We start from the raw sequence: 23,970 nt of genomic DNA, 5'->3' as shown, positions 1-23,970 counted from the left end.
ACCACTTTTTGTTCCCAAATTAATGGAAAAACTTTAAAGGTAGAACCGTAAATTCAAATTTCTTAGGACACATCCAACAATATTAACCTACAGCTAAATTACGGAATTGATCCAAATGGAAACGAATATATCTGCGATGCACCAAATGATTAAAAATAGGGCAGATTCCATTGCTGAGCAAGGTTCAGCCGGTACTGTAATTTTATGGGAGCAAATCGCATTTAATATTATTGAAGTCATAGGCGAAACGGGTTTTGACTCTCTTTACGCAAGAAGTATTTATCTGGATAGGATTGAATCACTATTGATTCCCTGTGATGTTCCTTTAACGGAAGATCACAAAAATAATCGATTCTACGATCTTGAGAAAAGCTTTCAGGGCAGAACCAATGCCCAAATAAACGAAACAAATATCGTGCTTTTGACGACGCTGGCTGACGTTTTATCTTCATTAATAGGTGAACATTTAACAGTTCTGATACTACGAGTTTAGTACGTAAATAGTAATTTGCGCGACATTAACCTAGGGCTAAAAAATGAATGAAAAAGTAAATATTCGCCAATTAAAAACTGGCGTACCAGGGCTCGACAATTTGCTGGGCGGAGGTATCCCTGAGTTTTCATTCAATCTCATTGCGGGTGCTCCAGGCAGTGGGAAAACCACTCTTGCACACCAAATTATGTTTTCACTAGCTAGTCCTGATAATCGTGCGTTGTTCTTTACGACATCGGGAGAACCAGCAATAAAAATGCTTCGATACCAACAGCAATTTCCTTTTTTTGATCTAGAGAAAGTGAGAGAGTCAATTCACTTTATTAATTTATCGGTCGAACTGATGGAGGAAAGTTTTAACAGCGTGCTGAAGCGCATCGAAAAAGAAGTAAAAAATTATTCTCCGGGTCTGATATTTGTTGATTCCTTTAGGTCAGTCATCGACTCCGACAATGAAAATATCAGCCATACATCCTCTTTACAGCAGTTTGTACAGAAGCTGGGAATACAAATGTCTAGTTGGCAAGCAACTACCTTTTTGATAGGGGAATATGTGGTACCCGGATCTGAGCCCAGTCCAGTTTTTACTATTGCAGACGGAATAATTTGGTTATCCCAAAATTTGCACCGGAACTCCGTCGTACGCAAAATCCAAGTAATTAAGTTGCGTGGTCATGCTCACGCTCCCGGCTTACATACATTTCGCATAAGTAATCTAGGAATCCAAATTTATCCACGAGCCATCATTAATCCTGGCGAGACAGTGAGTTTGTCGACAACTTCCTCTGTGACAGATAAGCGAATTTCTGTAGGAGTCAAAGGTTTGGACGTGATGCTGGGTGGTGGACTACCCATGGGCTATTCACTTTTAGTAGTCGGACCCTCGGGCTCGGGGAAAACAATATTAGCTACGGAATTTTTGGCTGAGGGTGTGCGAAATGGCGAGAAAGGGGTCATTGCCGCATTCGAGAAAAGTCCAAGCCAACTATTAAGTGGTCAGTTAAATTCTTTAGTAAGAGACATGAAAGTAGGTGTTATCGACACAAGGTCGCTCGATCTGTCTATTGATCAGACACTCCACGACTTGATAGATATGATTAAAAAATTGCAAGCCAAGCGTGTTGTGATCGATTCTTTGTCCGGGTTTGAATTAGCCTTGGCACCGGAATTTCAAGAAGACTTTAGAGGATCACTTTATAGAATGATTGCAGAACTGACTGGTATGGGTGTAACCATTTTGATGACCTCCGAATTAGAAGATCGATATGCCGATTTACGTTTTAGTCCCTTTGGCAGCGCATTTTTAGCAGATGCTATCGTCATGCAAAGATATATTGAACTTGAAGGTCAATTTAAGCGTGCAATCTCCGTTGTAAAAGTACGTGGAAGTAATCATAGTAAAGAAATTCGTTTATTCGACATTACCGACGACGGCATCCTATTAGGAGAATCATTATCTGCCTACGAAGGCATACTTACTGGTCACCCACAGTTAGCGATCAACAATGACGGTTCAAGAATCTGGAATAATCATGAATAAGGACGAACCAGAAAATGCGGCTCAGGATAATCACGAAAATGAGCCCACAGTTCCGATCATCAAACTCACTAGCGTACCCGTGGAAGATATTATCGTACGAGAACATGCCTTGCAAGAAGATGAGGCAATTGTTTTAAGCCGCGAGAAATTGGCTTCGGCAAGAGAAAATACTGCACATTTACGTGAAGATGCGGCGCAGCAGCGTGAAGGAACAGTACAAGCACGCGAGGACGTAGCGAACATAAGGGAAGTAGGAGCAATTCTGCGCGAAAACAAAATACTAATTGAATCCATAAATCCGTTTGAAACTGATAACCAATTAACAGTCTTGCAGCAGGCAAACGCCCACTTGGTGATAGCCTCAATCGAATCACAAAAATTGGTTGAAAAAATAGAAAATACTAAAGCAAAGTTAAATCATTTAGCCCATCACGACGCCCTTACTGATCTACCAAATCGCATGTTATTGCAAGACAGACTCACTCAAGCGATCGAATTAGCACATCGTCAAGGAAAGCAACTTGCAGTGATGTTTATAGATCTTGATCATTTTAAATATATTAATGATTCTTTAGGGCATGCAACCGGTGATGGCTTGCTTAAATCAGTCGCAAAACGCTTGCTAGATTGTGTACGTCAATCAGACACAATCAGTCGCCAAGGAGGAGACGAATTTATTGTTCTTCTACCTTCAATTGAGCATGCGGAATATGCAGCGCTAAGTGCAAAAAAAATCTTGATGTCACTCGAATTACCTCATTTGGTTGAGCAAAATGAGATTTTTATTGGCGCAAGTATTGGTATTGGTATTTATCCTGATGATGGGGACGATACTCGAACACTCTTAAAAAACGCTGATATTGCGATGTACCACGCAAAACAATATGGGCGTAATAATTTTAAATTTTTTGAACAAGGAATGAACGATAGAGCAATCGAACGGCAATCGATTGAGACTAGCTTGCGTAGAGCGTTAGAACGAGACGAATTTATTCTTCATTATCAACCTAAAGTGTGTTTAAACACTGGTATCGTAGTTGGAGTTGAGGCGCTTATTCGATGGCAACATCCCGAAAGAGGTTTTTTATTGCCGGGACAGTTCATATCGATCGCAGAAGAATGCGGTTTGATAATACAAATTGGTCGATGGGTTCTACACACTGCTTGCCGTCAGGCGCAACTTTGGATAAAAGAAGGTTTTCCTGCGATCGTGATTTCGATAAACACTTCGGCCCTTGAGTTACGGGCAGACGATTTCCTAAAAAACATACTGTGTGTACTGCGTGAGACTAACGTCGAAGCTCGCTATTTGGAAATTGAGCTTACAGAGAGTGTATTAATACAGAATGCTGATTCTGCCTACTCCGTATTGCAAGCGCTTTCTGATTTGGGAATCAAGTTAGCACTCGATGATTTCGGAACCGGCTACTCTAGTCTTAGCTACTTGAGACGATTCCCTTTTAATAATCTTAAAATCGACCAATCATTCATTCGACAGCTTACCAACGATCCAGACGACGGAACCCTAGTAAGCGCTGTAATTAATATGGGGAGATCCCTTAAGATGTGCGTTATTGCAGAGGGAATTGAAACGTCTGAACAACACGACTATCTACTTTCTCAAAGATGTGAGCAAGGACAAGGATTTTATTTGGCTCGACCTATGCTAGCAGATGAACTTAGTGTGTTATTGAGTTCTGGCGCAACCCTACCCTTATCGGATCCGTAACACGTAGGCTAACGACGTTCAGCGAAGAAGTATTACTCTATGTTGGCTATCGTACGGATTAAAAATAATACTTGGCGTAATTTGGAAACTGATTTGAGATGTTATGAAAGACTAGAGTTTGTAAGTTTGTTAAAAGCTGCTGTTTTAACAAAAACCAGTAAAAAATTTAAGTAATTTGATACTTTAATTTTGGAAAATATCATGACTAAAAAAAATGGCAACGAATACGGGAAAGACTTAACCATCAAGAAACTTATTCCACAATTACCTCATGAACGTGATGAGAGTGTCGAACAGCATCCAAGCAAGCCAAATAAAAAAATGAAGCAGGCTTTTGTCGATTTAAATAATGGATTAGTTGATACAGATTTGCACGGAGAACGGGGAGTGGAGGAGGTAGTCAAATTTGACGTGAAGCACAAATTAAAATTAGCAAAAAAATTACCTAGTTTCAAACTGCATCGTTAACAGGCAACCAATTTAACCAGCGTACTTAAAACAAAAAATATAGTGCAAAGTTAAACCAGATTACGTCACCTCAAAAGATAAGATAAGACGTAATTTTCATTTGCGATCTAAAATAATTTGTACTTTGGCAGAGGCGACGACATGCTCCGTCTCAAGTCCAAATTGTCTTAACAACACTTTCATCGGGGCAGAGATACCAAAGGTATGCAAGCCTAAAATACTACCGTCCAAACCGACGTAGCGCTCCCATCCAAATGTTGAGGCCGCCTCTACAACGAGTCTTGCTTTGATTGACGGAGGCAGTATTTTATCTTTGTAGGATTGCGGTTGGCTTTCAAATAGTTCCCATGATGGCATGCTGATGACGCGAGCATGTATGCCCTCACTCTTTAACTGTTCGTATGCTTTAATACAAAGTCCTACCTCGCTGCCTGTTGCGATCAGCAGTACATCCACTTGACCACCTGGAGCGTCCGCCAAAATATAGGCGCCTTGAGCAAGACCATTCGCGCTGGCATAGATAGAACGATCCAAGGTAGGTACCGTTTGCCGTGTCAATACCAAACAAACAGGTGTTTGTTTTAGCTGCATTATTACTCGCCAGGCTTCCACCACCTCATTCGCATCTGCTGGCCGCAACACCACCATGCCTGGCATGGCGCGAAGCGAGGCGAGTTGCTCTATCGGTTGATGAGTGGGGCCATCCTCTCCCATACCAATCGAATCATGCGTCCAGATATAAATTAAAGGTAGCTCCATCATCGCGCTGAGTCGAAGTGCGGCGCGACAATAGTCAGTAAAGATGAGAAAACTAGAGGTAAACGGACGCAAGCCGTATAAACTCATCCCATTCCCAATGGCACACATTGCATGCTCACGCACACCAAAATGAAAATTACGTCCGGCATAATTGCCTTCCTGTGCTTGACCAATCGCTTGAAAATTACTCGGTGCCAGTAAGTTGAGTTGAGTTTTAGTCGACGGCGACAGATCAGCAGCCCCACCCAATAGCCAAGGTATTTTGCGTGCCAGCCCATTCAATAGAACACTTGATGAATCACGCGTAGCAAGACCCTTTTCATCAGCATCAAAAATGGGTAAGGCCGTCTCCCAGCCTTCAGGCAGATTACGCTCTTGCATGAGATCAATTTCTGAGGCTAACGCAGGATATTCCTGGCGATAGGCCAACATCAACGTGTTCCAAGCCGCATGAGCTAATACACCACGCGATGCGAATCGCTTTTTAAAATGATCAATCACCCCTTCAGGTACATCAAATTGTAAATCAGGTTTAAATCCATAGAATAGTTTTGTCAGACGGACTTCATCTTCACCTAAAGGCTCTCCATGGGCTTCGCGCGTATCCTGCTTATGTGGTGCGCCGTAGCCAATGTGGCTTTCGACAATGATGAGAGTAGGTCTGTCCTCATTTTCGTCATGCGTTTGTTGCTGATGCTCTTCTCGTTTATCTGAATCTGCAAAGATCTGATAAGCCTTTGTTAAGGCAGTCAAATTATTAGCATTCTTGACTTTGAGTACCTGCCAACCATAAGCGACGAAGCGAGCCGCAACATTTTCCGTAAAAGTGATTGAGGTCGCTCCTTCAATACTGATGTTGTTGTCATCATAAATCCAGCACAGATTAGATAATTTCAGATGCCCCGCCAGCGATGCCGCCTCGCTGCTGACGCCTTCCATCATGTCGCCATCACCACATAAAGCATATATATGATGGTTGAATAGATCAAAGCCAGGGCGATTGTAGGTCGCAGCTAACCAGCGCTCTGAGATCGCCATGCCGACACTGCTTGCCAACCCTTGCCCTAGCGGCCCTGTAGTAGTTTCAACTCCAGAAGTCCAGCCGTATTCAGGGTGTCCGGTGCAGCGACTTCCTGCTTGTCGAAAACTCTTTAAATCCTCCAGAGTGACTGCCAGCCGATCGCCGGGTGGATAACTTGACGACTGAGCTTTTATCCCTGTCAGATGAAGTAAGCTGTATAGCAAAGCACAGGCGTGACCAGCGGATAAGACAAAACGATCACGATTAATCCATTGCGAGTCTTCAGGATCATACCGTAAAAAATATTGCCACAAACAATACGCAGTTGGCGCTGCGCCCATTGGGGTGCCAGGGTGACCTGACTGGGCTTTTTGTACTGCATCAATTGATAAAGTACGTAAGGTATTAATACATCGCTCATCGATTTCCAGCTCAGAAAATTGCTCAGACTCGTTCAATTTAAACTCCAGGTAAGAAATCCTAAAGAGCTATCGGACGCAGCTTGGAAAATGAGATCGCTCACAAAAGTACGCTTAGTAGGCTTATTCACCGGAGTTGCTACTTTCCCACTGTTCCGAAATTTCAACATTCGCAAGCTTTCGTCCCTTTTCGTTAATTATTGAAAGCAAAGCCTCCCAAGACTTGACGAATGACGCAACTCCTTCAACTTGCAGTCGCTCCGCCAGAGCTTCGTCATCGACGCCCTCCCGTCTGAATTCTTCTAATACTGCAGAGGCAAGTCCGCCGTCGATAGGTAATACGCTTTCCGGATTACCATGATCTGCGAAGGCAAGTAAGGTTTTTTCAGGAACGGTAACGATACTTCCCGGAGCCACTAAAGCATCGACATACAAGGTATCTGGTGCCGTAAGATCTTTAGTCCCTGTGCTTGCCCACAATAGCCGTTGTGGGCAAGCACCTGATTGCAGGATTTTCTGCCAGCGCACAGATGTCATGAGTATTTGATAGTTTTTATAAATCAGCATCGCCATCACAATGCCCAACTGATTATGGTATTGAGGTGAGATTTCCTGCTTTACCCCAGTGTCCCAGCGGCTGACAAAAACGGACGCTACCGAAAACACTTTCGTGTCAAGACCGGCTGAGATTCGTCTTTCAATACCGCAAAGATAAGCTTCTGCTGCTGCAAGATATTGCTTTACAGAGAATAGTAATGTCACGTTCACTGCTATGCCAGCAAAAATCGATTCTTCGATCGCCTTCAGCCCTGCGGGGGTGCCCGGAATTTTGATGAATAAATTAGGGCAATTTGCTGCTTTATACAAACGCCTAGCTTCTTCAATTGTTCCCTCTGTATCGTTTGCTAACAATGGAGACACCTCCAATGATACCCAGCCATCCACGCTGTCAGTGATCTTAAATATCGGAAGAAGTAATGTTGCTGCGTGTCTTAGATCACTCATCGCCAATTCAAAAAAAATGGCTTCAGTAGACTTTCCCTCTTCCAACTTTTGATGAATATCTGCATCATAAGCAGCGGTATGCCTGATCGCCTGATCAAAAATAGTTGGATTCGAAGTCAATCCCGTGATCGATAACTCTGCCAAGTAGTGCGCTAGGATCCCACTACTCAAAAGATCACGTGTGATATTGTCGAGCCAGAGACTTTGTCCAAGTTGATGCAGTTGTGTTGTAGGTTTCATGGTAGCCAATATGAAAAAAGTTGCTGAAGATTGCCAGGAAGGGTGGGATATTTTCGGACTATGGCGCACTCCAAAAATCTCGGCGTATTAAGTTCCCAATACGTTCAATTACTATCTCAGGGTTTGAGAAATTAACTAAATACTTTGGTCCAATATCGGCATTAAAAGCAGAAACGAGTGAATCTATCGTTTATTCATTATTACTAAGGTATCTACTCCCACATTTTCGATGACGGAACTATAAGCCACGGGGTGGGACTCCAAACGATACAAACAGATACTCGCGACTTAGCAATAAGGCCACTCTTAACAATAATTATTCACGGATAGTGGTTTGATCAACCACATTTTTTACGCCTTGTGTTCCCCAAACTGAATTGACAGCCAGATCACGTTCCAACCAACTATGTACGGTTCCAGACAAAGTGACTTCGTTACCATTAACGGTAACGAAGACTTTTTTTACATCTGTATGAGCACGACGCTCTAATGCCGCTTCAATATCTGATTTGATCGCACTCAATGAGACGTTCGGTTGAATCATAATTTGATCGCTCAATCCGGTAACTCCCATTAGATTACGCACTGCGCCAATCACCGCTTTCCTCTGATACTCCCAATCAACTTCGCCAGTTAAGGTGATAAAGCCATTCTCAACAACGACGCTAACCGCGTCGTTTGGTACATACGTCAACCATTCAAGTGTATATTTTGCAGTACGTGCAATATCGCTATCTGTCCTTTGGTTAGTCCCTGGAAGTCTGACATCGATTTCGACCGCCAATGCCTTAACACCGTAAACGCGCTGCGCTGCTCGCTCTGCATCCCATTTTTCAGTAATGGTCCTGACTTGGCCAGCGAGTGTGACTACTCCATCAGAAACTTCAACTACGATATGAGAAGCATCGACAGACGGTTCCCATTTCAACTCAGCAAGAACGTCCTTTTGAATTTGTGTATCGGTATTCATTTTTGACTTTCATTCAGGTAAAAGAACGATCAGCTTGAGCTGTTATAAAACTCTAATCTGTACGGTGTACTGCTTAGGACAAATGAATGTTGGCGTGGTAACCGAGTCTTTCAATAACCTCTACTACTTGTGATGCGGTTACGCAGGCAGGGTCAGTAGACAAAATCGCTTTTCCGTCACGTAAAGAAAGTGCGGTATTACTTACGCCATCGATCCCTTCAAGCGCGCGATATATTTGCCCTAGGCGAATACCACGGGTCATCCCTTTAGTATCAAAAATAATGATTTCCATTAACATTCTCCATTGTAAAAAATCAGAATCAGTCTAAAAAATCGTAAATGTCCTGCCTGGAGATTTCATTTTGGTTTGTTTTTTTATCATCAGGTGGAAACAAGGTAGGCGCGAAAACAATGCTTGTCTGTGCGCTACCTAACCCAGGTGACGTAATTAAAAAAAGGGGGAAATTAGCAGAATTGAATCAGAGCGAATGGGCAATTGCATCTGATGCGAATGGCACATTTGCTCATCCTAATTTGAACTTAAGGGTATGGACGATATTGCTAGTTAGTTTTTTCTGGCAAAGAATCAAGCAACCCAAAACGTAGCTGCAAAGACTCTTTAAAGGCAGTAGCAGTTTGTGGTTTGACAAAAAAGGTGACGACTTCGGGATGCATTACAAGAATCAGGCGCTCAATATCGACGACCAGAGTTTCAATCTGTGATGTTTTGAGATTATCTGCAAATTCGATACTCATCGCAGCGAGTATTTGATCCGGCGCAAGTTGTACCGTCAATACGCCGTTAGTTGTTACTGACGGCGAGAGTTGATTAGCGATGCTCAGCAATGAAGCACTTAGTTGGTGGTCTGCACGTTCTCCGATCAACAAACTTTTACTTTCCCGTGCCAGCAAGCCTGCGGTGCCTGCGAGTATTGTTCCTATCAAAATAGAAGCGATCCCATCAGACGCCAGTAGACCTAAACTAGTTGCCAGATAAGTGGAAATTACAGCAGTCACAATCCCGATCAATGCCACGCTGTCTTCAAATAGAACAATAAAAGAGGCGGGATCCTTGCTTCGACGAAATGCGTCGTAATATCCGAGTGTACCCTTGGACGCTTTAAACTGGTTCAGTGAGATCAACCAAGACGCACCATCAAACATAAAGGCTAGTCCTAAGACTACATAACTCACGATGGGGTCGGTGATTGACTGAGGCTTCATCAAATGCAAAACACCTTCATAAATTGAGACGCCCGCACCAAGAGCAAATACCAGCAAAGCGACAATAAAACTCCAAAAATAGAGCTCGCGCCCGTAGCCGATTGGGTGCTCTATATCGGCCTGTTGTTCAGCGCGGCGCATGCCATACAGCAGCAATAATTCATTGCCGGTATCCACAAACGAATGAATAGCCTCACTCCACATAGCGGCACTATCGGTTCAAGTAGCAGCGCCAGTTTTGATAATAGTAATTAAAATATTTCCGATCAATGCGGCGTAGATGACCTGCTTTGAAGATACATTCGTTACCATATCAGCTCATGTTCATAATGATTGTGATTTGATGGCTCTCATTGGTAATTTACAGGTCACAATTTGCAATGACAGTTTTACGTTAAATTATTGAACGCTTCCCAATACGTTGCCCACAGCATAGGTTAGAGTCATTGTTAAAGCGCTCCAACCCATCACTCGTACAGATCCTTTCACAACGTTGGCACCGCCAGTATAAGCGGCAAGTCCACCAAGAACCGCCAGAAAACAGATTGAGATCCCGGCAACAGACCAGCTCTTCCGGTTGCCATTGACATTGCACCCGCGACCAGACTCGCCACGCCAGCAACCAAAATACTAGTGTGGCTCGCATTGGAAGCAGCAACACCTAAAATCAAACTGGAGGTGGAGACGATGCCTTCGTTCGCACCGAGGACAGCAGCTGTCAGCCAACTTATATGTTCAAGTTTATGTTGTTCAGGATATTTTTTTCATGATCTTTCGCTACTAAAAATGTCTTATATAGCAATGAAAACAGTATGCAAAAAATATTTTGTTCGGTCATCTTCTTGTCGCCACTTCCTTGGCGAAAGTTAATATTAAATGCAATATTCTCGTACTTTTTATTGGTCTCTTTATACGACTATGTATCAATAAAAAATATATTTAACAGCTATTTATTTAGTTGGTGTCGGCCTCTTCAGCACGCTATTTAATCGGTTTAATATTTTTTCGGTTAAGCGAACTACCGCACAGACGACCTTGGAATATCAAGTTCAATATGGTCTAAGGAAAGATCCAATAGGAGAACCGAGTGCTTTTCGTACCGATTGGGCGGGACGATCTGCCAAAGAAAGCAAGCTACAAATCGAGGATTACGCCCCCACAACAGGTACTTGGCGTAGCTCGGTACCCAAAGTTTAGGTAATTCAAGTAACTAACTCCGTAAAAAGTAGGTAACTTGGACTAAGACGCATGTTGCCTCGAATTACTAAAACCAACTGCAATTGGAGAATTTGATGAAGAACAAACAGACAATAATTATCGCCTCTGCGATAGCCTCATTGACAATATTAACCGTGGTTGGAAAATATCTATCCCGTCAAAAGCAAGTTGAAAAAAAATTAGAGAAAGACGAAATTTCTAAGTGGGACGGCGAGGGAGGCAATTTGCCGACATTAGGTTTCATCAAAACCTAAATAGAGAAAAACTCACTTGAAGATTTTAATTCCTACGGATATTTAATAGATACAAAGACACTTAGTAAATCTGTTAATAATTTTATTTTTCGTACTCATCGATATATTAGGAACCAAAATGACAAGTAATCAAAAATTAGATTTACCAAATATTCATGATGCTGAAAATGCAAGCGCATCGTTAGATTCCGACAAATATGACATGATTGAATTGAGTGACGGTTTAATACCTGATACAATGTCAAACAGCGTTCAATATTTACCACCTGTCAGCGTCCAAATTTTTCCATTTTATCGGCTTGTTCAGAACGATTTTTGCTGTGCTTAAATCGGTAAGAATCGTTCCCGGTTTCCAAGATGTCGCAATGGTGCGTAACACGGTCAAGCAAAGCGGTAGTCATTTTTGCATCACCAAAGACCTGTACCCACTCGCCGAATGACAAATTGGTCGTAATGATGAGCGAGGTTTTTTCATAGAGATGGCTGATCAGATGGAACAGCAATGCACCTCCAGAAGCGGGAAACGGCAAATATCCCAGCTCATCTAAAATGACAGCGTCCATCAGGCAGAGCTGTTTCGCCAGATTGCCGACCTTTCCCTGACTCTTCTCTCGTTCCAACTGGTTGACCAGATCGACCGCATTAAAGAAACGCACCCGCTTGCCATGATGGATTGCCGCGACACCGATGGCAGTGGCCAAATGCGACTTGCCGGTGCCAGTACCACCCACCAGAATTAGGTTGTGCGCTGTTTCCATAAATCCTGCGGTCGCCAATTGCTCAACCACTGTTTGCGATAAGGGAGTCTCTGCCCAGTTAATGCCAGTTAAGTCACGGTGAATCGGGAAGCGTGCTGTTTTGAGTTGATAGCGTAAGCTCTTGAGTTGCCTATCGGTTTGTTCTGCATGGATTAACCGCTCCATCCAGCTTTCAGGTCGATGTGCTTGCCTGGGCTTTTCTGCCTGCAGCTCACTCCATGCCAAAGCCATCCCATAGAGTTGCAGTGTTTTTAAACTGGTAGCGTGGTCAGTGGACATTGGCCGCTCCCAGCAAATAATCATAACGGTGGCAGTTCGCCAGAGGTTCCATCGTCAAAGCAATGGTGTCTGGCAGGTGGATCGCTGCTGCGGGTAAATGCGGCGCAATGAGACGGCGCAATTCATTCATCACGATAGGCGCACTGATGACGCCGCCCTCCAGAGTTAACTCACATGCCACAGTAAGCGCATCAAGTCCTGCTTCACCGGCAAGCATCAGTAATTCTACGAAGGCTCGGTCTCCTTTCGGTTGCTTCAGAATCCGGTCGCGTACTTGCACAACCGCTCTGGGTAATGTCCATTCAACGAATGGTGCGCCATTGCGTAAAGCGCCAGGCTTCTTCTCCAGAACAGGCAGGTAATGCCAGGGATCACAAATCAACTGGTCACGACTGAATTGACGGGCATGGGCGGCAATCACTTCGCCCTGTGCGACGACCCGCACCAGATTTGCTGTCGTGCGAACAGATACCGCCTGCCCGGCAAACCGCGCTGGCACACTGTACTTATTCCGGTCTACTTTCACTAGACAAGTGGACGAGGCACGCATCATTTTTTCTACATAGCCATCAAAGTGCGCGCTGACAGGTCGAAGCAAAGGCTGCGCATCAGCATAACAGTCTGCAATGGTGCGCTGACTTTGTGTCGGGTGCATACGTTGCGCTAATTCCTGGCAGCGGGTTGTGAGCCACGCATTTAAATCCGCAAAGGAAGCAAAGCGGGCCAACGGGGTAAACAGCCATTCCCGTACATTGCCAACTTGATTCTCGACCTGACCTTTCTCCCAACCAGAAGCAGGAGTGCAGGCCACTGGTTCAAACAGATAATGATTGGCCAGCGTTAAAAAGCGCCGGTTAAATTGACGTTCTTTACCGACAAAGACGGTGTCGACGACGGTCTTGAGATTATCGTAAATCAGACGGGCAGGCACACCGCCAAAGAAGGTAAATGCCCAGATGTGCGCATCAAAGACCATTTCCTGCGTTTCTCTGGGATAGGCGGCCACAAACATTTGGCGGCTATAGGCTAACCGGAAATGGGCGACTTTAATCGTTTGCATGATGCCAGCGATTTCCACCTGTTCCTGGCTCCAGTCAAACTGGCAGGCATCGGCTGGCAGAAACACCAACGGAATAAACGCTTCGGTGATTTTTGGACCATGTGCGCTGGATTTCCACTGTTTTACAAATCGTTGAATGCTGTCGTAGGCCCCGCCGTAACCTAGTTCCTGTAGCCCCTCAAATAGCCGTTGCGCTGTTCGGCGCCGTGATCGGGGTAGTTTGGATTCTTCTTCTAACCAGGAGGTTAGCTGGTCTTTATATTCATCGAGGCGGGGTGAAACCGTTAGCAGCCGCTGATATTTAGGCTGTTCGACGGTATTGAGATGTTTGCGTACGGTCGGCCGGGAGAGTCCCATTTCTCTCGCAATGGCAGAAATCGATTGTTTCTGTACTGAATGACGTCTTCTTATTTCGTAAATGATGTCCATATAAATCACTCCAGATACCCCCGGCTAAAACACCGGATGGTGACACACTAGGGTGGAAACTTTTGGACGCTGTTTCCACCCCTAATCTGGTAAGTATTGCACGCTGTTTGACACCTGATACAAAAAATATTCATGAAAAATCACAGAATTTAGAAGACCAGAAAGCTGATTCAGTTGATCGACTTACATGCGCCTTAGAGGTAAGTATTAAAACATTTGGAGATGTTTCAGAAAAACTATATCTGTCTCAAAAACAAATTTATAAAGTATTAAGAAAGAATGTAGGAGAGCAACCGCTTCAAACATTAGCTGTCGCGTTCGCATTAGGCTATTTTGCTAGATATCTATTCAAATTGAAGGAATAGCGGCGACGTGTACTCAAATTTGTGTAATTGAGAGAATCAGAGGGAATACGATTCAGCAAATAGATGAGACGAAGAAGCGTTTCACATAAACGGAGATTATCGATTTTTTGTGGGAAGCCGTATTCAAATTGCTGCGCGCGCTGTAAGACGAATTAGCGAGGAGTTTCTAGCTTTGCCTTTATTTGACTGCTTTGCTGCATTCCTCTCGCCAAAGGATTTGTTTAAAGAATGACGTAATGTCATCGAGCTAGACCAAAGAAATGAGAAATGAAATTTGCGAAACAAAGATAAACCGAATACGCTTTCAGCTTTCATCCCTCCGATCGCTACTATTTTTTTGACGAACGCTTTTAAACACTTTACGACGATCCGATTGTCCTAAAATGTGCAAAGGATCTCCGTTGGGAATGTCACTAATTAACCGATCAAATTCTTTCTTAACCACAACGTAGCACTCGCAAACTGCTTGTTCTAACTTAGGCCGATCAATCACATTAATCTGACCCCTCGCATATTGAATAAGTCCTTTTTTCTGTAATTTACCGGCAGCTTCCGTTACACCTTCTCTTCGGACCCCCAACATATTGGCGATGAGTTCTTGAGTCATGTGCACCGAATTACTTGGCAAACGGTCAATGCTTAATAATAGCCAACGGCAAAGTTGTTGCTCGATTGAATGATGTCGGTTGCAAACTGCAGTTTGTGTCATCTGAGTTATCAGAGCTTGAGTATATCGAAGTAGAAGGCGAAGCACCGGACCGCCTCTGTTGAATTCAATATTCAACAATTTTGCTTTTAGTCGATAGGCTTGCCCGGCACTTTGCACTACAGCGTGGCTGGGGGTGGTGACTCCACCCATAAAAAGAGAAATCCCGAGAATACCCTCATTACCAACAATGGCAATTTCTGCTGATGACCCGCACTCTAAAACGTAAAGTAGAGACACGACCGCTGTAGTGGGAAAATAGACATACTGCATTATGCTTCCGGGGCTATATAAAACTTCACCTAAACCCATATCGACAAGTTCTAAATCTTCAAGTAATCGATTGAACTCCGCGAGGGGCAATGCTGCGAGCAGAAGGTTCTGCTTTGGACCGTTCGAGAATGGCATTTGAGTATTATGGAATGAGTGCACATTTTACAAGAACAGAATATATTTTCTATAGCCTGGCTAAAGCAAGGTTAAGGAATTCGCTTTTCACCAAATAGCTTACATGGTAATCCCCCCATTTTTAATGCGGCCGATAAGTAGAGGCTAAGCGGCAAGTGCTAGCTTTTGTTTCGGGGTAATGCCGCCGATCCCAGTATTGGGACGATCATGATTGTAAGTCCATAACCATTTGGTTGCAAAATTCTGAATCTCTTCAAGTGAATCAAATAGGTGATGAGCCAGCCAATCGTAGCGTACGGTTCGGTTGTATCGTTCAATGTAGGCGTTCTGTTGTGGCTGCCCAGGTTGAATGAACTCAATATGAATACCGCGCTTTTCAGCCCATGCCTGGGTGACGTTGCTTACATACTCTGGCCCATTGTCGCACCTAATCATCTGAGGCTGCCCGCGCCATTCAATGATCTGGTCGAGCGAACGTATGACGCGTTCGGAGGGTAATGAAAAGTCGACGTCTATTCCAAGCCCTTCGCGATTGAAATCATCAATCACGTTAAATAAACGAATACTGCGACCATCACTTAGCTGATCGTGCATGAAGTCCATTGACCAAACTTGGTTAATCTCAGATGGAACCGACAATGGCTGTGGACGCTCTCTTACTAAACGTTTGCGTGGCTTGATCCGAAAATTAAGTTCGAGCGCACGATATATCCGATATACCCTCTTATGGTTCCATCGAAAGCCTTTCACATTGCGTAAATGTAAAAAACACAGCCCAAAGCCCCAGTTACGCTGACTTGTTGTGAGACGAATTAGCCAGTCCGCTATGACATCATTCTCAATGTTAAGCTTAGCTTGGTAACGATAGCAGGTTTCGCTAATGCCGAATGCTAAACAAGCTACTTTGATTGTTGCTCGCCGTTGGTCAACCACCCAGCGCGCCATCTCTCGACGCTGAGATGGCGCTACCACTTTTTTGCGAGTGCCTCAGCCACTATTTCTGCCTTGAGTCGTTCCTCTGCATACATCTTCTTGAGACGTTTATTCTCTTCCTCCAACTCTTTCATACGCGCCATTAATGAGGCATCCATGCCGCCATACTTGGCTCGCCACTTATAGAACGAAGCGGAACTCATGCCATGTTCACGACAAAGTTCTGGGATAGGAGAGCCAGCTTCTGCCTGCTTCAGGATTGCGATAATCTGGCTGTCGGTGTAACGGGATGTCTTCATGTAAAACCTCTAAAAATCATATTTAGAAAATTCTACTTATAAGTCCGATTATTTGCTGGGGGGATTACCACATCGTCAAAAGAAGTTTGTCTGTGCGTTATCGCTCACATAAATTTTTTACCATCATAATACTCAGTTTTATTTTTATTATTTGAGCATTTCGACATCAGAATAAATTTCTAAAAATTACCAATCATTTCACTTACCTATTCTTTCTCCAGTATTGACGAGTGGCATTAGGCATTCAAAATAATATTATCCATTGGAACATCAGATTTCAACCGATCTAATTCTGTCCTTATGACTCCATAGCATTCACAAACAGTTTTTTCTAATCCTAGACGGCTCAAAACTTCTATGGTGCCTCTGCTGTAATGAATAAGTCCGTCTTTTTGTAAATTTCTGGCAGCCATGACGACCCTTTCTCGTCTTATGCCTAACATATTTGCGATGACTTGTTGTGTCATATATAGCAAATCGTTTGTTGATCGATCTAAACTGAGCAACAACCATCGGCATATTTGTTGGTCAACAGAGTGGTATCGGTTACATATCGCAATTTGAGTCATTTGTATGATTAGTGCCTGACTATACCTAAGCAACAAATGTAATACTGGACCAGCACGACTGAATTCAGAAGCTAATATTGTTCCTTTGAGTCGATAGGCAAATCCTGCAATTTGGACTTCTACCGTCCTTGGTGTCGTTTCTTCACCCAAAACTAAGGAAATTCCTATTACTCCCTCTTTCCCAACGGAAGCTATTTCTGCAGCTGTTCCATCCTCTAATATGTACATAAAGGATACAACTGCTGTGGTTGGAAAGTACGCAAATTTAAAACCTTTGTCTGCTTCAATCAGAAAATCTCCTACAGATAAAGAGACCAATTCCAAATGGGCAAAAAGGCGATCAAATTCATCCAAAGGAAATGCAGCTAGAAGATGATTTTGTCTGGGGTTATGCGGGATCTGCATTAAGAATAGTTTCTATTTGCGGTGAACAATTACGCGAAGTGGATATTTTGGCTGAAGGGTCAGAGCCTATCATGTGAGGCAATAATTTTATGAGCGAAAAAACACAGATGGCGTCGCTCTAGCAAATACACCGCTGTCCTTTTGAATAACACAAATTGAGAGATAGTTAATCAAAATTAAAATCTCATATAAATTTGAACTATTTCCTTAAAACTCGCAAAGTTCGCACAGATCAATAGTGTCTATGGATAAATAAATTGATTTGGTAGAGAACTGCCTTTTTTTATTAACTGACGATTGAACCAACGAATTACTTTTGTCAGTCCAACTTGTTTCCGAATCAAAACAGGCTAGCGATTGGCTAGCCTTTATTTCTTATTTAGCTTCGTCAAAAATCAAAAACTATTTATTTGATTTAAGCCTAACTAGACTCTGAATTTATTAATCACATTGACGAAGAGTGACAGGCTTTTTCAGTACTTTTTTGCGCTGTAGCGCAACATCCCATCGCATTTTTTGAGCTCTCCTTCGCGTCGCTCACTTTGTTCTTTTCGTGAGATTCGGCGGCTTTCAAATGGTTTTTTGCTGCCTCTTGATGATCGGTCGCGGCTTGTTTATGTAGGGTGCTAGCTTCTTTAGTGTTAGTCATGATTTTTGATCCTCAATAATAGAAAGTTTTTTGAATTTCATTCTACAAGCCAGAACAAACGTGATCCCAGCAAGTGATCCAACATAGCCCACATTAAATGGTTTATCTGTTCGCTATCCAACATCAAAAGATATTTTTCTGGATACCCATTGCAATAAAATTCAAACAGATTTTTCTTCGCAGATTAATAGAAATTTATAAAAAGTAAGAGCAATCTTTTGAAAAATGAAAAAATTCAAATCTAGAAATATCTCACCTTAGAGAACGTACGAGTACTAATTTAGCGTAGAAGAATAAATTTAATTTAGTGGATAAAAACCCTCGATTTCTAACTTTCCTACGCGCGGCTCTACTCTTAATTTTGATTATTTTCTGTGAAACTAAAGTAGACGAAGGGCAATTAACACCAATAGCGTTTGGGGCTTATTGGATGGAAATATTAGTCTACATAATCAGAAAAATTATTTAGATAGATACAATTATTTGCGATATTCATCCTTAAAAATAGAAGTTGAAAACTTCTTAATCGTTTTATTCACGACGTGTGTTTGGATTTTATTGCCACTTGCAAATGATAGTTGCGAGGACTACTTACTCCAATGCACTTTTAAAAAAACTTTTTACGGTTATCACACTACTTTATTGGATAAAAGTGAGATACCGCACAGATAGGCTAACCCAGACTGACTAAGCTCAATACATACCCATTCTCGGGTATCAACGAGGAGATAGGAATGAAATCTGTATCTAAGAGTTTAAAAGGCGTCGCTTTACTTTTTTTTATATCAACACCGTTCTTATCGTTCGCTGCAGATAAGCCTGTAGCACCGATGCGGTCTGAAACGAAAAGCGCATCGAATGTTGATAATTCCGAAATGAATGTGAGAGATAAATCAAACGTAACTGCAACACCTCAAGATCAATCCAACAGTGCAGGAGACAGGAAATTATTGTCTCTAGTGCGACGCAATATCGTCCATGAGAAGTCCCTTTCAATGTCAGCCCACAACATAAAAATTATGACTTCAGACGGCGTTGTTACATTGCGTGGGCCAGTTAAAAATAAAGAAGAAAAAGTCAAATTAGAAAAAGTAACCCTTGACACTCCGGGTGTCAAATCAATCGATGATCAGCTAGACGTTAAAACTAACTAATTCAATTACTTGTTTGGAGAAAATCATGAAAAATGCAGTTTATTGTATCGCTCAAACTAGAGCACAAGCAGAATCAATTGTCGATCATCTCAAATCGGCAAGATTTAGTAGCGCGGAGATTTCTGTCCTTCTCCCTGATCAAAGCGGTACTCGGGATTTCGCCCATGAACAAAATACGAAAGTACCAGAAGGAACTGCCACTGGAGGTATAGCCGGTTTGGGAACTGGCGCTATCCTAGGCTGGCTCGCTGGCATCGGTACCTTAGCAATACCAGGTGTGGGTCCGTTTATCGCCGCTGGACCAATTATGGCTGCACTAGGTGGTGCCGCAGTTGGCGCTGCCGCCGGCGGTATTATAGGTGCTTTGGTTGGCATGGGAATTCCCGAGTATGAAGCGAAACTATTTGACGGAAAGATTAGAAATGGGAATGTATTGATTTCGGTTCATACTGAAAATCACGAACAAGTTAAAACGGTTAAGGAAATTTTTCAAAACGCTGGCGCCGAAGATATTAAGTCGACCTCTGAAGCTTCAGTTCCTAACTAATAGCTCGACAACTAACGGTTGAATTATTTCATTGTCTAGCTAAGCTTATTCGAAAAATAGTTCTGTCAGTTAACGCATGTGATGAATTTTAGCTGACGGAATTTTTCTAGTGTGCTGTGAAAATCTGATTAAAAATCTCTACGAAATACTAGAGTTTTTTTCTCTTTGACAAATACATAGGCTTTACAAGTGATCGAATAAAAAATCGTAGTGTGTGATTCCGCACATACCATTTCAAATGTATGGTTTATGGTGATAAAAATAATAAATGGATCTACATTTTATTGTTGTTCAGTACTTATTTTATTCAAACCGACTTTTTTTAGAGGTTGCCAACCATGCCAAACATTAAGAAATCTATCCCTAAAGTAGAAACTGACATTAATCGTAAGGTAACCTCTAAATCGACTGGCAATGGCGGGGAGTTACATCAGATCGCGGAAAAAAAACAATCTGACCTCACGACAAATCAAGGCGTAGCCGTTTCTGACAATCAAAATTCGTTGAAGGCAGGAGTTAACGGTCCTGCGCTGTTAGAAGATTTTATTTTGAGAGAAAAGATTACTCACTTCGATCATGAACGGATACCAGAACGAATTGTGCATGCAAGAGGAACTGGAGCTCATGGATTTTTTGAATTAACTCACTCCCTACAGAAGTTTACAACGGCAAAAATTCTTACTGAATTAAATACTCGCACACCTTTGTTTGCGCGATTTTCGACTGTAGCAGGTGGATCCGGTTCTGCAGACACACCAAGGGATGTGCGGGGATTCTCCGTCAAGTTTTATACATCCGAGGGTAATTGGGATTTAGTTGGAAATAACATTCCGGTGTTTTTCATTCAAGATGCGATTAAATTTCCGGATCTGATCCATGCAGTCAAAATGGAACCTGATCGTGGTTTTCCACAAGCCGCTACCGCGCATGACACGTTCTGGGATTTCATTTCGCTTACACCGGAAGCAATGCATATGGTGATGTGGATTATGTCAGATCGGACACTACCGCGATCGTTAAGCATGATGGAAGGGTTTGGGGTTCATTCTTTTCGCTTGATTGATCAGGACGGTAATTCAACTTTTGTGAAATTTCACTGGAGACCTAAATTAGGACTTCAATCTACCATCTGGGACGAAACCGTTAAAATTGCTGGAGCAGACCCCGATTTCCATCGTCGCGACCTATTTAATTCCATCAGTGTGGGTAATTTCCCCGAGTGGGAATTAGCAGTACAACTCTTCACCCAAGAAGAGGCTGACCAGTTCCCATTTGACCATCTTGACGCCACTAAACTGATTCCTGAAGAGCTAGTTCCATTGAAAGTAATAGGACGGATGGTTCTCAATAGATGGCCAAATAATTTCTTCGCTGAGACCGAACAGGTTGCCTTTTGTCCATCTCATGTTGTCCCAGGCATTGATTTCTCAAACGATCCTTTATTGCAAGGGCGTCTTTTTTCTTATCTCGATACGCAGCTATCCAGACTAGGTTCACCTAATTTCCATCAAATTCCTGTGAATGCGCCTAAATGTCCGTTTGGGAATCATCAACGTGATGGCCATATGCAAATGGCGCAACCCACTGGCAGAGTGTCTTATGAACCCAATACGCTATCGACGACGTCGCCGCGTGAGCAGCCTACAACCGGCTTTAAAAGTATGTCTGAACAGCTCAGTGGAACCAAAGGGAGGATTCGACCAGAAAGCTTTGCCGATCACTATAGCCAGGCGCGCCAATTTTATTTGAGTCAAAATAAATACGAACAATCGCATATTATCTCTGCCCTTGTTTTTGAATTATCAAAAGTTGAGCATCCACACATTCGAGAAGCAATGGTCGGTCATCTAAGGCACATCATCGGTGATCTAGCATTGCGTGTAGCAAATGGTTTGGGCATGGAAAATTTACCACCAGCGCCTGATATCGCAGCACCAGTTGTTGATCTTCCTTTAACCCCCGCGGTTGGGCTAATCGACAAAATGAAATCGACGTTATCAGGACGAGTCATCGGGATATTGATTTCTGATGGATCTGATGTAGAGATTTTAAAAACTGTTCAAACGGCAGTTATTAAAGCAGGCGCAACTTACAAGACTATTGCTCCAAAAATTAACGGCATCTATTTATCTGACACGACTGAAGCCAAAATTGATGGACAACTTGCAGGTAATCCATCAGTCATGTTTGATGCGATCGTCACGATCCTATCCAAAGAAGCTGGGAAAAAACTACAAAAAGATATGGCCACGACTTCATTCATCAGAGATGCATATAGCCATCTTAAGGCGATTGCTTTTGATGATGGAAGTAAAATTTTATTAGAAACGGCTGGAATAGAAAAGGATGCCGGAGTAATATCGATCGACAAAATACCAGATTTTTTGTCTGCGGCAAAGACACGCCAATGGAGCCGTGAAAAATCACTTCACCCAGCGATTTAATAGTTTTGATAAGTTGATTTTGCTAGCTATATTTTCTTTAGAAAAATATAAAAAAAGAAGCCAATTGTAAGCGCCTGGCCAACACAGGTTGACCTGGCATTATCTTGATGATGGAAATTATTGAGCGGGTTCCCAGCGATGAGGGAGCAATTCGCCAATGCGACTGAATGGATGTAACGGAAGCCTTTCCAGGACGTCCTTCATGTAAGCGTAGGGATCGTGGCCGTTAAGCCGAGCTGAGTGAATCAAACTCATAATTGCCGCAGCACGTTTGCCGGCGCGCAGACTTCCACTGAACATCCAATTTTTGCGTCCTAATGCGATGGGACGAATCTGGTTCTCAACCCAATTATTATCGATCGGAACCTGGGGATCGTTGAGGTAATGTGTCAACGCCGGCCAGCGATTCAAACTGTATTCGATTGCCTTGAAGGTAGCGCCGCCACTAGGCACCCGCTGGCGCTGGACCAGCAACCACTTATGCAGTGCATCTGCAACTGGCTTGGCCTGCGTTTGACGAATGGTCAGGCGTTGCTCTTCGTTGAGCAAGCTTGCTTCCCGTTCCACGCCATATAGACTGGCAAATAAATCCAGCACTTCACCCGCGATCTGACTGCTGTGATTCGCCCATAGTTCATGAAATCTGCGCCGCGCGTGCGCTATGCATCCTGCCTCCGTGATACCGGATCTGAACAGCACTTTGTAACCTGGAAAATCATCGCAGACGAGGGTGCCCCGCCATCGATCCAGGAATTGTTCGGCATGCTTGCCACCCCGGCTTTCGGCAAAGTCGAAGACCACCGCCTTCATGCTACTTAGTGATGTGCTGCAATAACTCCACAGATAGGCCTTGTGCGTCTTGCCGTTCCCGGGTTTGAGCATTGGAAGCGGCGTCTCATCGGCATGCAGTACCGGGTGGGTCAATAATTCTTCTTTCAGCGCATCCACCAATGGCTGGAGCGCCACGCCGCAGCAGCCTACCCATTCGGTCAGCGTGGAGTCGGGAATGGCCAATCCTGCCCGTTCGAAGATGCCGCTCTGACGATACAGCGGCAAGTGGTCAGCATATTTGGCGACCAACACCTGAGCCAGCAATCCGGAGGTCGGGATACCCTTATCGATGATCTGCGCAGGAACTGGTGCCTGCACCAGTGTTTCGCATTGATGGCATACCCACTTGCCACGCACATGACGTTCCACCGTGAACACGCCAGGTTGGTAATCGAGTTTCTCGGACACGTCCTCACCGATACGTTTCATTTGGCAACCACACCGGCACAGCGTGGAATCCGGTTCGTGATGAATATCGGTGCGCGGCAGTTCTGCCGGTAGCCGGACACGCTTGGGTTGTTGCTTGGTTGGTTCTGCCGCGGGATTGGCCAGCGCCAGTTGCTCAATTTCGGCAGCGACAGCGGCCAAGTCGACGTCGAGAGTTTCAAACAGTTCACGCTGTTGTTCGCCGGTATAGGCTTCGCTGGTCACGGCAAATTTCTGACGTTTGAGAATGGCCAGCTCATGGGTGAGTTTGGCGTTCATTGCCTGCTGATGAATCAGCAGCTGAACCAGCTGTTCCTTAGTGTATTGTTCGATGGTAGCGGCAAAGCTCATGTCTGGAAGTGTGCCAG

The 23,970-nt window shown here is 43.5% G+C and carries 20 protein-coding genes and 2 pseudogenes; 9 read left to right on the top strand and 13 right to left on the bottom strand.

The genetic code is table 11. From position 1 onward, the window contains the following. Positions 1–115 precede the first annotated feature (115 nt). From RGU72_RS20775 to RGU72_RS20760, 4 genes are all read left to right on the top strand, one after another. Positions 116–493 carry a hypothetical protein gene (locus tag RGU72_RS20775; protein ID WP_322121748.1) on the top strand — a complete coding sequence of 126 codons (378 nt, stop codon included), beginning with the start codon at positions 116–118 and terminating at the stop codon, positions 491–493. Positions 494–536: 43 nt separating this feature from the next. Beyond that, on the top strand, positions 537–2,033 hold the full coding sequence (locus RGU72_RS20770) for an ATPase domain-containing protein (RefSeq protein WP_322121747.1): 1,497 nt from the start codon (positions 537–539) through the stop codon (positions 2,031–2,033). Continuing rightward, positions 2,026–3,762: a putative bifunctional diguanylate cyclase/phosphodiesterase gene (locus RGU72_RS20765; RefSeq protein ID WP_322121746.1), complete on the top strand. Its 1,737-nt coding sequence runs from the start codon at positions 2,026–2,028 to the stop codon at positions 3,760–3,762. The genes RGU72_RS20770 and RGU72_RS20765 overlap by 8 nt, the downstream gene beginning before the upstream one ends. A 201-nt stretch (positions 3,763–3,963) precedes the next feature. Further along, a complete protein-coding gene (locus tag RGU72_RS20760) occupies positions 3,964–4,230 on the top strand; it encodes a hypothetical protein (protein WP_322121745.1) in 267 nt (88 codons plus the stop codon). Positions 4,231–4,326: 96 nt separating this feature from the next. Here RGU72_RS20760 and tkt read toward each other — a convergent pair whose 3' ends face one another. From tkt to RGU72_RS21455, 6 genes and pseudogenes are all read right to left on the bottom strand, one after another. After that, positions 4,327–6,468, bottom strand: coding sequence for a transketolase (gene tkt / locus RGU72_RS20755; RefSeq protein ID WP_322121744.1), 2,142 nt, complete (start codon positions 6,466–6,468; stop codon positions 4,327–4,329). 84 nt (positions 6,469–6,552) lie between these two features. Next, on the bottom strand, positions 6,553–7,674 hold the full coding sequence (gene tal, locus RGU72_RS20750; protein WP_322121743.1) for a transaldolase: 1,122 nt from the start codon (positions 7,672–7,674) through the stop codon (positions 6,553–6,555). A gap of 316 nt (positions 7,675–7,990) precedes the next feature. After that, positions 7,991–8,644: a BON domain-containing protein gene (locus RGU72_RS20745; protein WP_322121742.1), complete on the bottom strand. Its 654-nt coding sequence runs from the start codon at positions 8,642–8,644 to the stop codon at positions 7,991–7,993. 73 nt (positions 8,645–8,717) lie between these two features. Continuing rightward, a complete protein-coding gene (locus tag RGU72_RS20740) occupies positions 8,718–8,936 on the bottom strand; it encodes a heavy metal-associated domain-containing protein (protein ID WP_322121741.1) in 219 nt (72 codons plus the stop codon). Positions 8,937–9,205: 269 nt separating this feature from the next. After that, a pseudogene (locus RGU72_RS20735) lies at positions 9,206–10,075 on the bottom strand (cation diffusion facilitator family transporter); the annotation flags it as partial. 365 nt (positions 10,076–10,440) lie between these two features. Further along, positions 10,441–10,599: pseudogene (locus tag RGU72_RS21455) on the bottom strand (VIT1/CCC1 transporter family protein); the annotation flags it as partial. A 561-nt stretch (positions 10,600–11,160) separates the two neighbouring features. On the opposite strand from RGU72_RS21455, the gene RGU72_RS20725 reads away from it, so the two are divergent. Beyond that, a complete protein-coding gene (locus tag RGU72_RS20725) occupies positions 11,161–11,340 on the top strand; it encodes a hypothetical protein (RefSeq protein WP_322121740.1) in 180 nt (59 codons plus the stop codon). Between the two features lie 269 nt (positions 11,341–11,609). On the opposite strand, the gene istB is transcribed toward RGU72_RS20725, so the two are convergent. Together istB and istA are read right to left on the bottom strand one after the other, a co-directional pair. Further along, entirely contained in the window at positions 11,610–12,377 is a 768-nt protein-coding gene (gene istB, locus RGU72_RS20720; RefSeq protein ID WP_322121739.1) for an IS21-like element helper ATPase IstB, read from the bottom strand. Next, positions 12,367–13,866 carry an IS21 family transposase gene (gene istA / locus RGU72_RS20715; RefSeq protein WP_322121738.1) on the bottom strand — a complete coding sequence of 500 codons (1,500 nt, stop codon included), beginning with the start codon at positions 13,864–13,866 and terminating at the stop codon, positions 12,367–12,369. The genes istB and istA overlap by 11 nt, the downstream gene beginning before the upstream one ends. Before the next feature lie 62 nt (positions 13,867–13,928). Between istA and RGU72_RS20710 the strand changes: the two genes are divergently transcribed. Beyond that, positions 13,929–14,231, top strand: coding sequence for a hypothetical protein (locus RGU72_RS20710; RefSeq protein ID WP_322121737.1), 303 nt, complete (start codon positions 13,929–13,931; stop codon positions 14,229–14,231). A gap of 304 nt (positions 14,232–14,535) precedes the next feature. Here RGU72_RS20710 and RGU72_RS20705 read toward each other — a convergent pair whose 3' ends face one another. The 4 genes from RGU72_RS20705 to RGU72_RS20690 form a co-directional block, all read right to left on the bottom strand. Then, positions 14,536–15,345, bottom strand: coding sequence for a Crp/Fnr family transcriptional regulator (locus RGU72_RS20705; protein ID WP_322121736.1), 810 nt, complete (start codon positions 15,343–15,345; stop codon positions 14,536–14,538). 144 nt (positions 15,346–15,489) lie between these two features. Continuing rightward, a protein-coding gene (locus tag RGU72_RS20700) for an IS3 family transposase (protein ID WP_322121735.1) occupies positions 15,490–16,577 on the bottom strand; the annotation gives its coding sequence in 2 pieces (ribosomal slippage) (positions 15,490–16,325 and positions 16,325–16,577; 1,089 coding nt in all). Between the two features lie 236 nt (positions 16,578–16,813). Then, positions 16,814–17,551 carry a Crp/Fnr family transcriptional regulator gene (locus RGU72_RS20695; protein ID WP_322121734.1) on the bottom strand — a complete coding sequence of 246 codons (738 nt, stop codon included), beginning with the start codon at positions 17,549–17,551 and terminating at the stop codon, positions 16,814–16,816. A gap of 445 nt (positions 17,552–17,996) precedes the next feature. Next, a complete protein-coding gene (locus RGU72_RS20690; RefSeq protein ID WP_322121733.1) occupies positions 17,997–18,200 on the bottom strand; it encodes a hypothetical protein in 204 nt (67 codons plus the stop codon). 734 nt (positions 18,201–18,934) lie between these two features. Between RGU72_RS20690 and RGU72_RS20685 the strand changes: the two genes are divergently transcribed. The 3 genes from RGU72_RS20685 (at position 18,935) to RGU72_RS20675 (ending at position 22,345) form a co-directional block, all read left to right on the top strand. Beyond that, positions 18,935–19,354 carry a BON domain-containing protein gene (locus RGU72_RS20685; RefSeq protein WP_322121732.1) on the top strand — a complete coding sequence of 140 codons (420 nt, stop codon included), beginning with the start codon at positions 18,935–18,937 and terminating at the stop codon, positions 19,352–19,354. Between the two features lie 25 nt (positions 19,355–19,379). Further along, positions 19,380–19,901, top strand: a complete 522-nt coding sequence (locus tag RGU72_RS20680) for a hypothetical protein (protein ID WP_322121731.1) — start codon at positions 19,380–19,382, stop codon at positions 19,899–19,901. Positions 19,902–20,239: 338 nt separating this feature from the next. Beyond that, positions 20,240–22,345 (top strand): catalase, encoded by a 2,106-nt coding sequence (locus tag RGU72_RS20675; RefSeq protein WP_322121730.1) that lies wholly within the window; start codon positions 20,240–20,242, stop codon positions 22,343–22,345. A 117-nt stretch (positions 22,346–22,462) separates the two neighbouring features. Here RGU72_RS20675 and tnpC read toward each other — a convergent pair whose 3' ends face one another. Next, on the bottom strand, positions 22,463–23,953 hold the full coding sequence (gene tnpC / locus RGU72_RS20670) for an IS66 family transposase (RefSeq protein WP_322121729.1): 1,491 nt from the start codon (positions 23,951–23,953) through the stop codon (positions 22,463–22,465). Positions 23,954–23,970: the final 17 nt, after the last annotated feature.

Source organism: Undibacterium sp. 5I1, from assembly GCF_034314085.1.
Lineage (GTDB): Bacteria > Pseudomonadota > Gammaproteobacteria > Burkholderiales > Burkholderiaceae_D > Undibacterium.
The sequence above is the reverse complement of the archived record's forward strand: the minus strand, read 5'-3'. Positions and strand labels throughout refer to the sequence as shown.

What these genes read in the sequence shown, in the direction of transcription:
- RGU72_RS20745 (WP_322121742.1), bottom strand. Translation starts at nt 8,644, where the DNA reads ATGAATACCGATACACAAATTCAAAAGGACGTTCTTGCTGAGTTGAAA.
- RGU72_RS20760 (WP_322121745.1), top strand. Translation starts at nt 3,964, where the DNA reads ATGACTAAAAAAAATGGCAACGAATACGGGAAAGACTTAACCATCAAG.
- RGU72_RS20675 (WP_322121730.1), top strand. Translation starts at nt 20,240, where the DNA reads ATGCCAAACATTAAGAAATCTATCCCTAAAGTAGAAACTGACATTAAT.
- RGU72_RS20765 (WP_322121746.1), top strand. Translation starts at nt 2,026, where the DNA reads ATGAATAAGGACGAACCAGAAAATGCGGCTCAGGATAATCACGAAAAT.
- istA (WP_322121738.1), bottom strand. Translation starts at nt 13,866, where the DNA reads ATGGACATCATTTACGAAATAAGAAGACGTCATTCAGTACAGAAACAA.
- RGU72_RS20680 (WP_322121731.1), top strand. Translation starts at nt 19,380, where the DNA reads ATGAAAAATGCAGTTTATTGTATCGCTCAAACTAGAGCACAAGCAGAA.
- RGU72_RS20770 (WP_322121747.1), top strand. Translation starts at nt 537, where the DNA reads ATGAATGAAAAAGTAAATATTCGCCAATTAAAAACTGGCGTACCAGGG.
- RGU72_RS20740 (WP_322121741.1), bottom strand. Translation starts at nt 8,936, where the DNA reads ATGGAAATCATTATTTTTGATACTAAAGGGATGACCCGTGGTATTCGC.
- tal (WP_322121743.1), bottom strand. Translation starts at nt 7,674, where the DNA reads ATGAAACCTACAACACAACTGCATCAACTTGGACAAAGTCTCTGGCTC.
- RGU72_RS20725 (WP_322121740.1), top strand. Translation starts at nt 11,161, where the DNA reads ATGAAGAACAAACAGACAATAATTATCGCCTCTGCGATAGCCTCATTG.
- RGU72_RS20695 (WP_322121734.1), bottom strand. Translation starts at nt 17,551, where the DNA reads ATGCAGATCCCGCATAACCCCAGACAAAATCATCTTCTAGCTGCATTT.
- RGU72_RS20690 (WP_322121733.1), bottom strand. Translation starts at nt 18,200, where the DNA reads ATGACTAACACTAAAGAAGCTAGCACCCTACATAAACAAGCCGCGACC.
- tnpC (WP_322121729.1), bottom strand. Translation starts at nt 23,953, where the DNA reads ATGAGCTTTGCCGCTACCATCGAACAATACACTAAGGAACAGCTGGTT.
- RGU72_RS20705 (WP_322121736.1), bottom strand. Translation starts at nt 15,345, where the DNA reads ATGCCATTCTCGAACGGTCCAAAGCAGAACCTTCTGCTCGCAGCATTG.
- RGU72_RS20775 (WP_322121748.1), top strand. Translation starts at nt 116, where the DNA reads ATGGAAACGAATATATCTGCGATGCACCAAATGATTAAAAATAGGGCA.
- RGU72_RS20685 (WP_322121732.1), top strand. Translation starts at nt 18,935, where the DNA reads ATGAAATCTGTATCTAAGAGTTTAAAAGGCGTCGCTTTACTTTTTTTT.
- istB (WP_322121739.1), bottom strand. Translation starts at nt 12,377, where the DNA reads ATGTCCACTGACCACGCTACCAGTTTAAAAACACTGCAACTCTATGGG.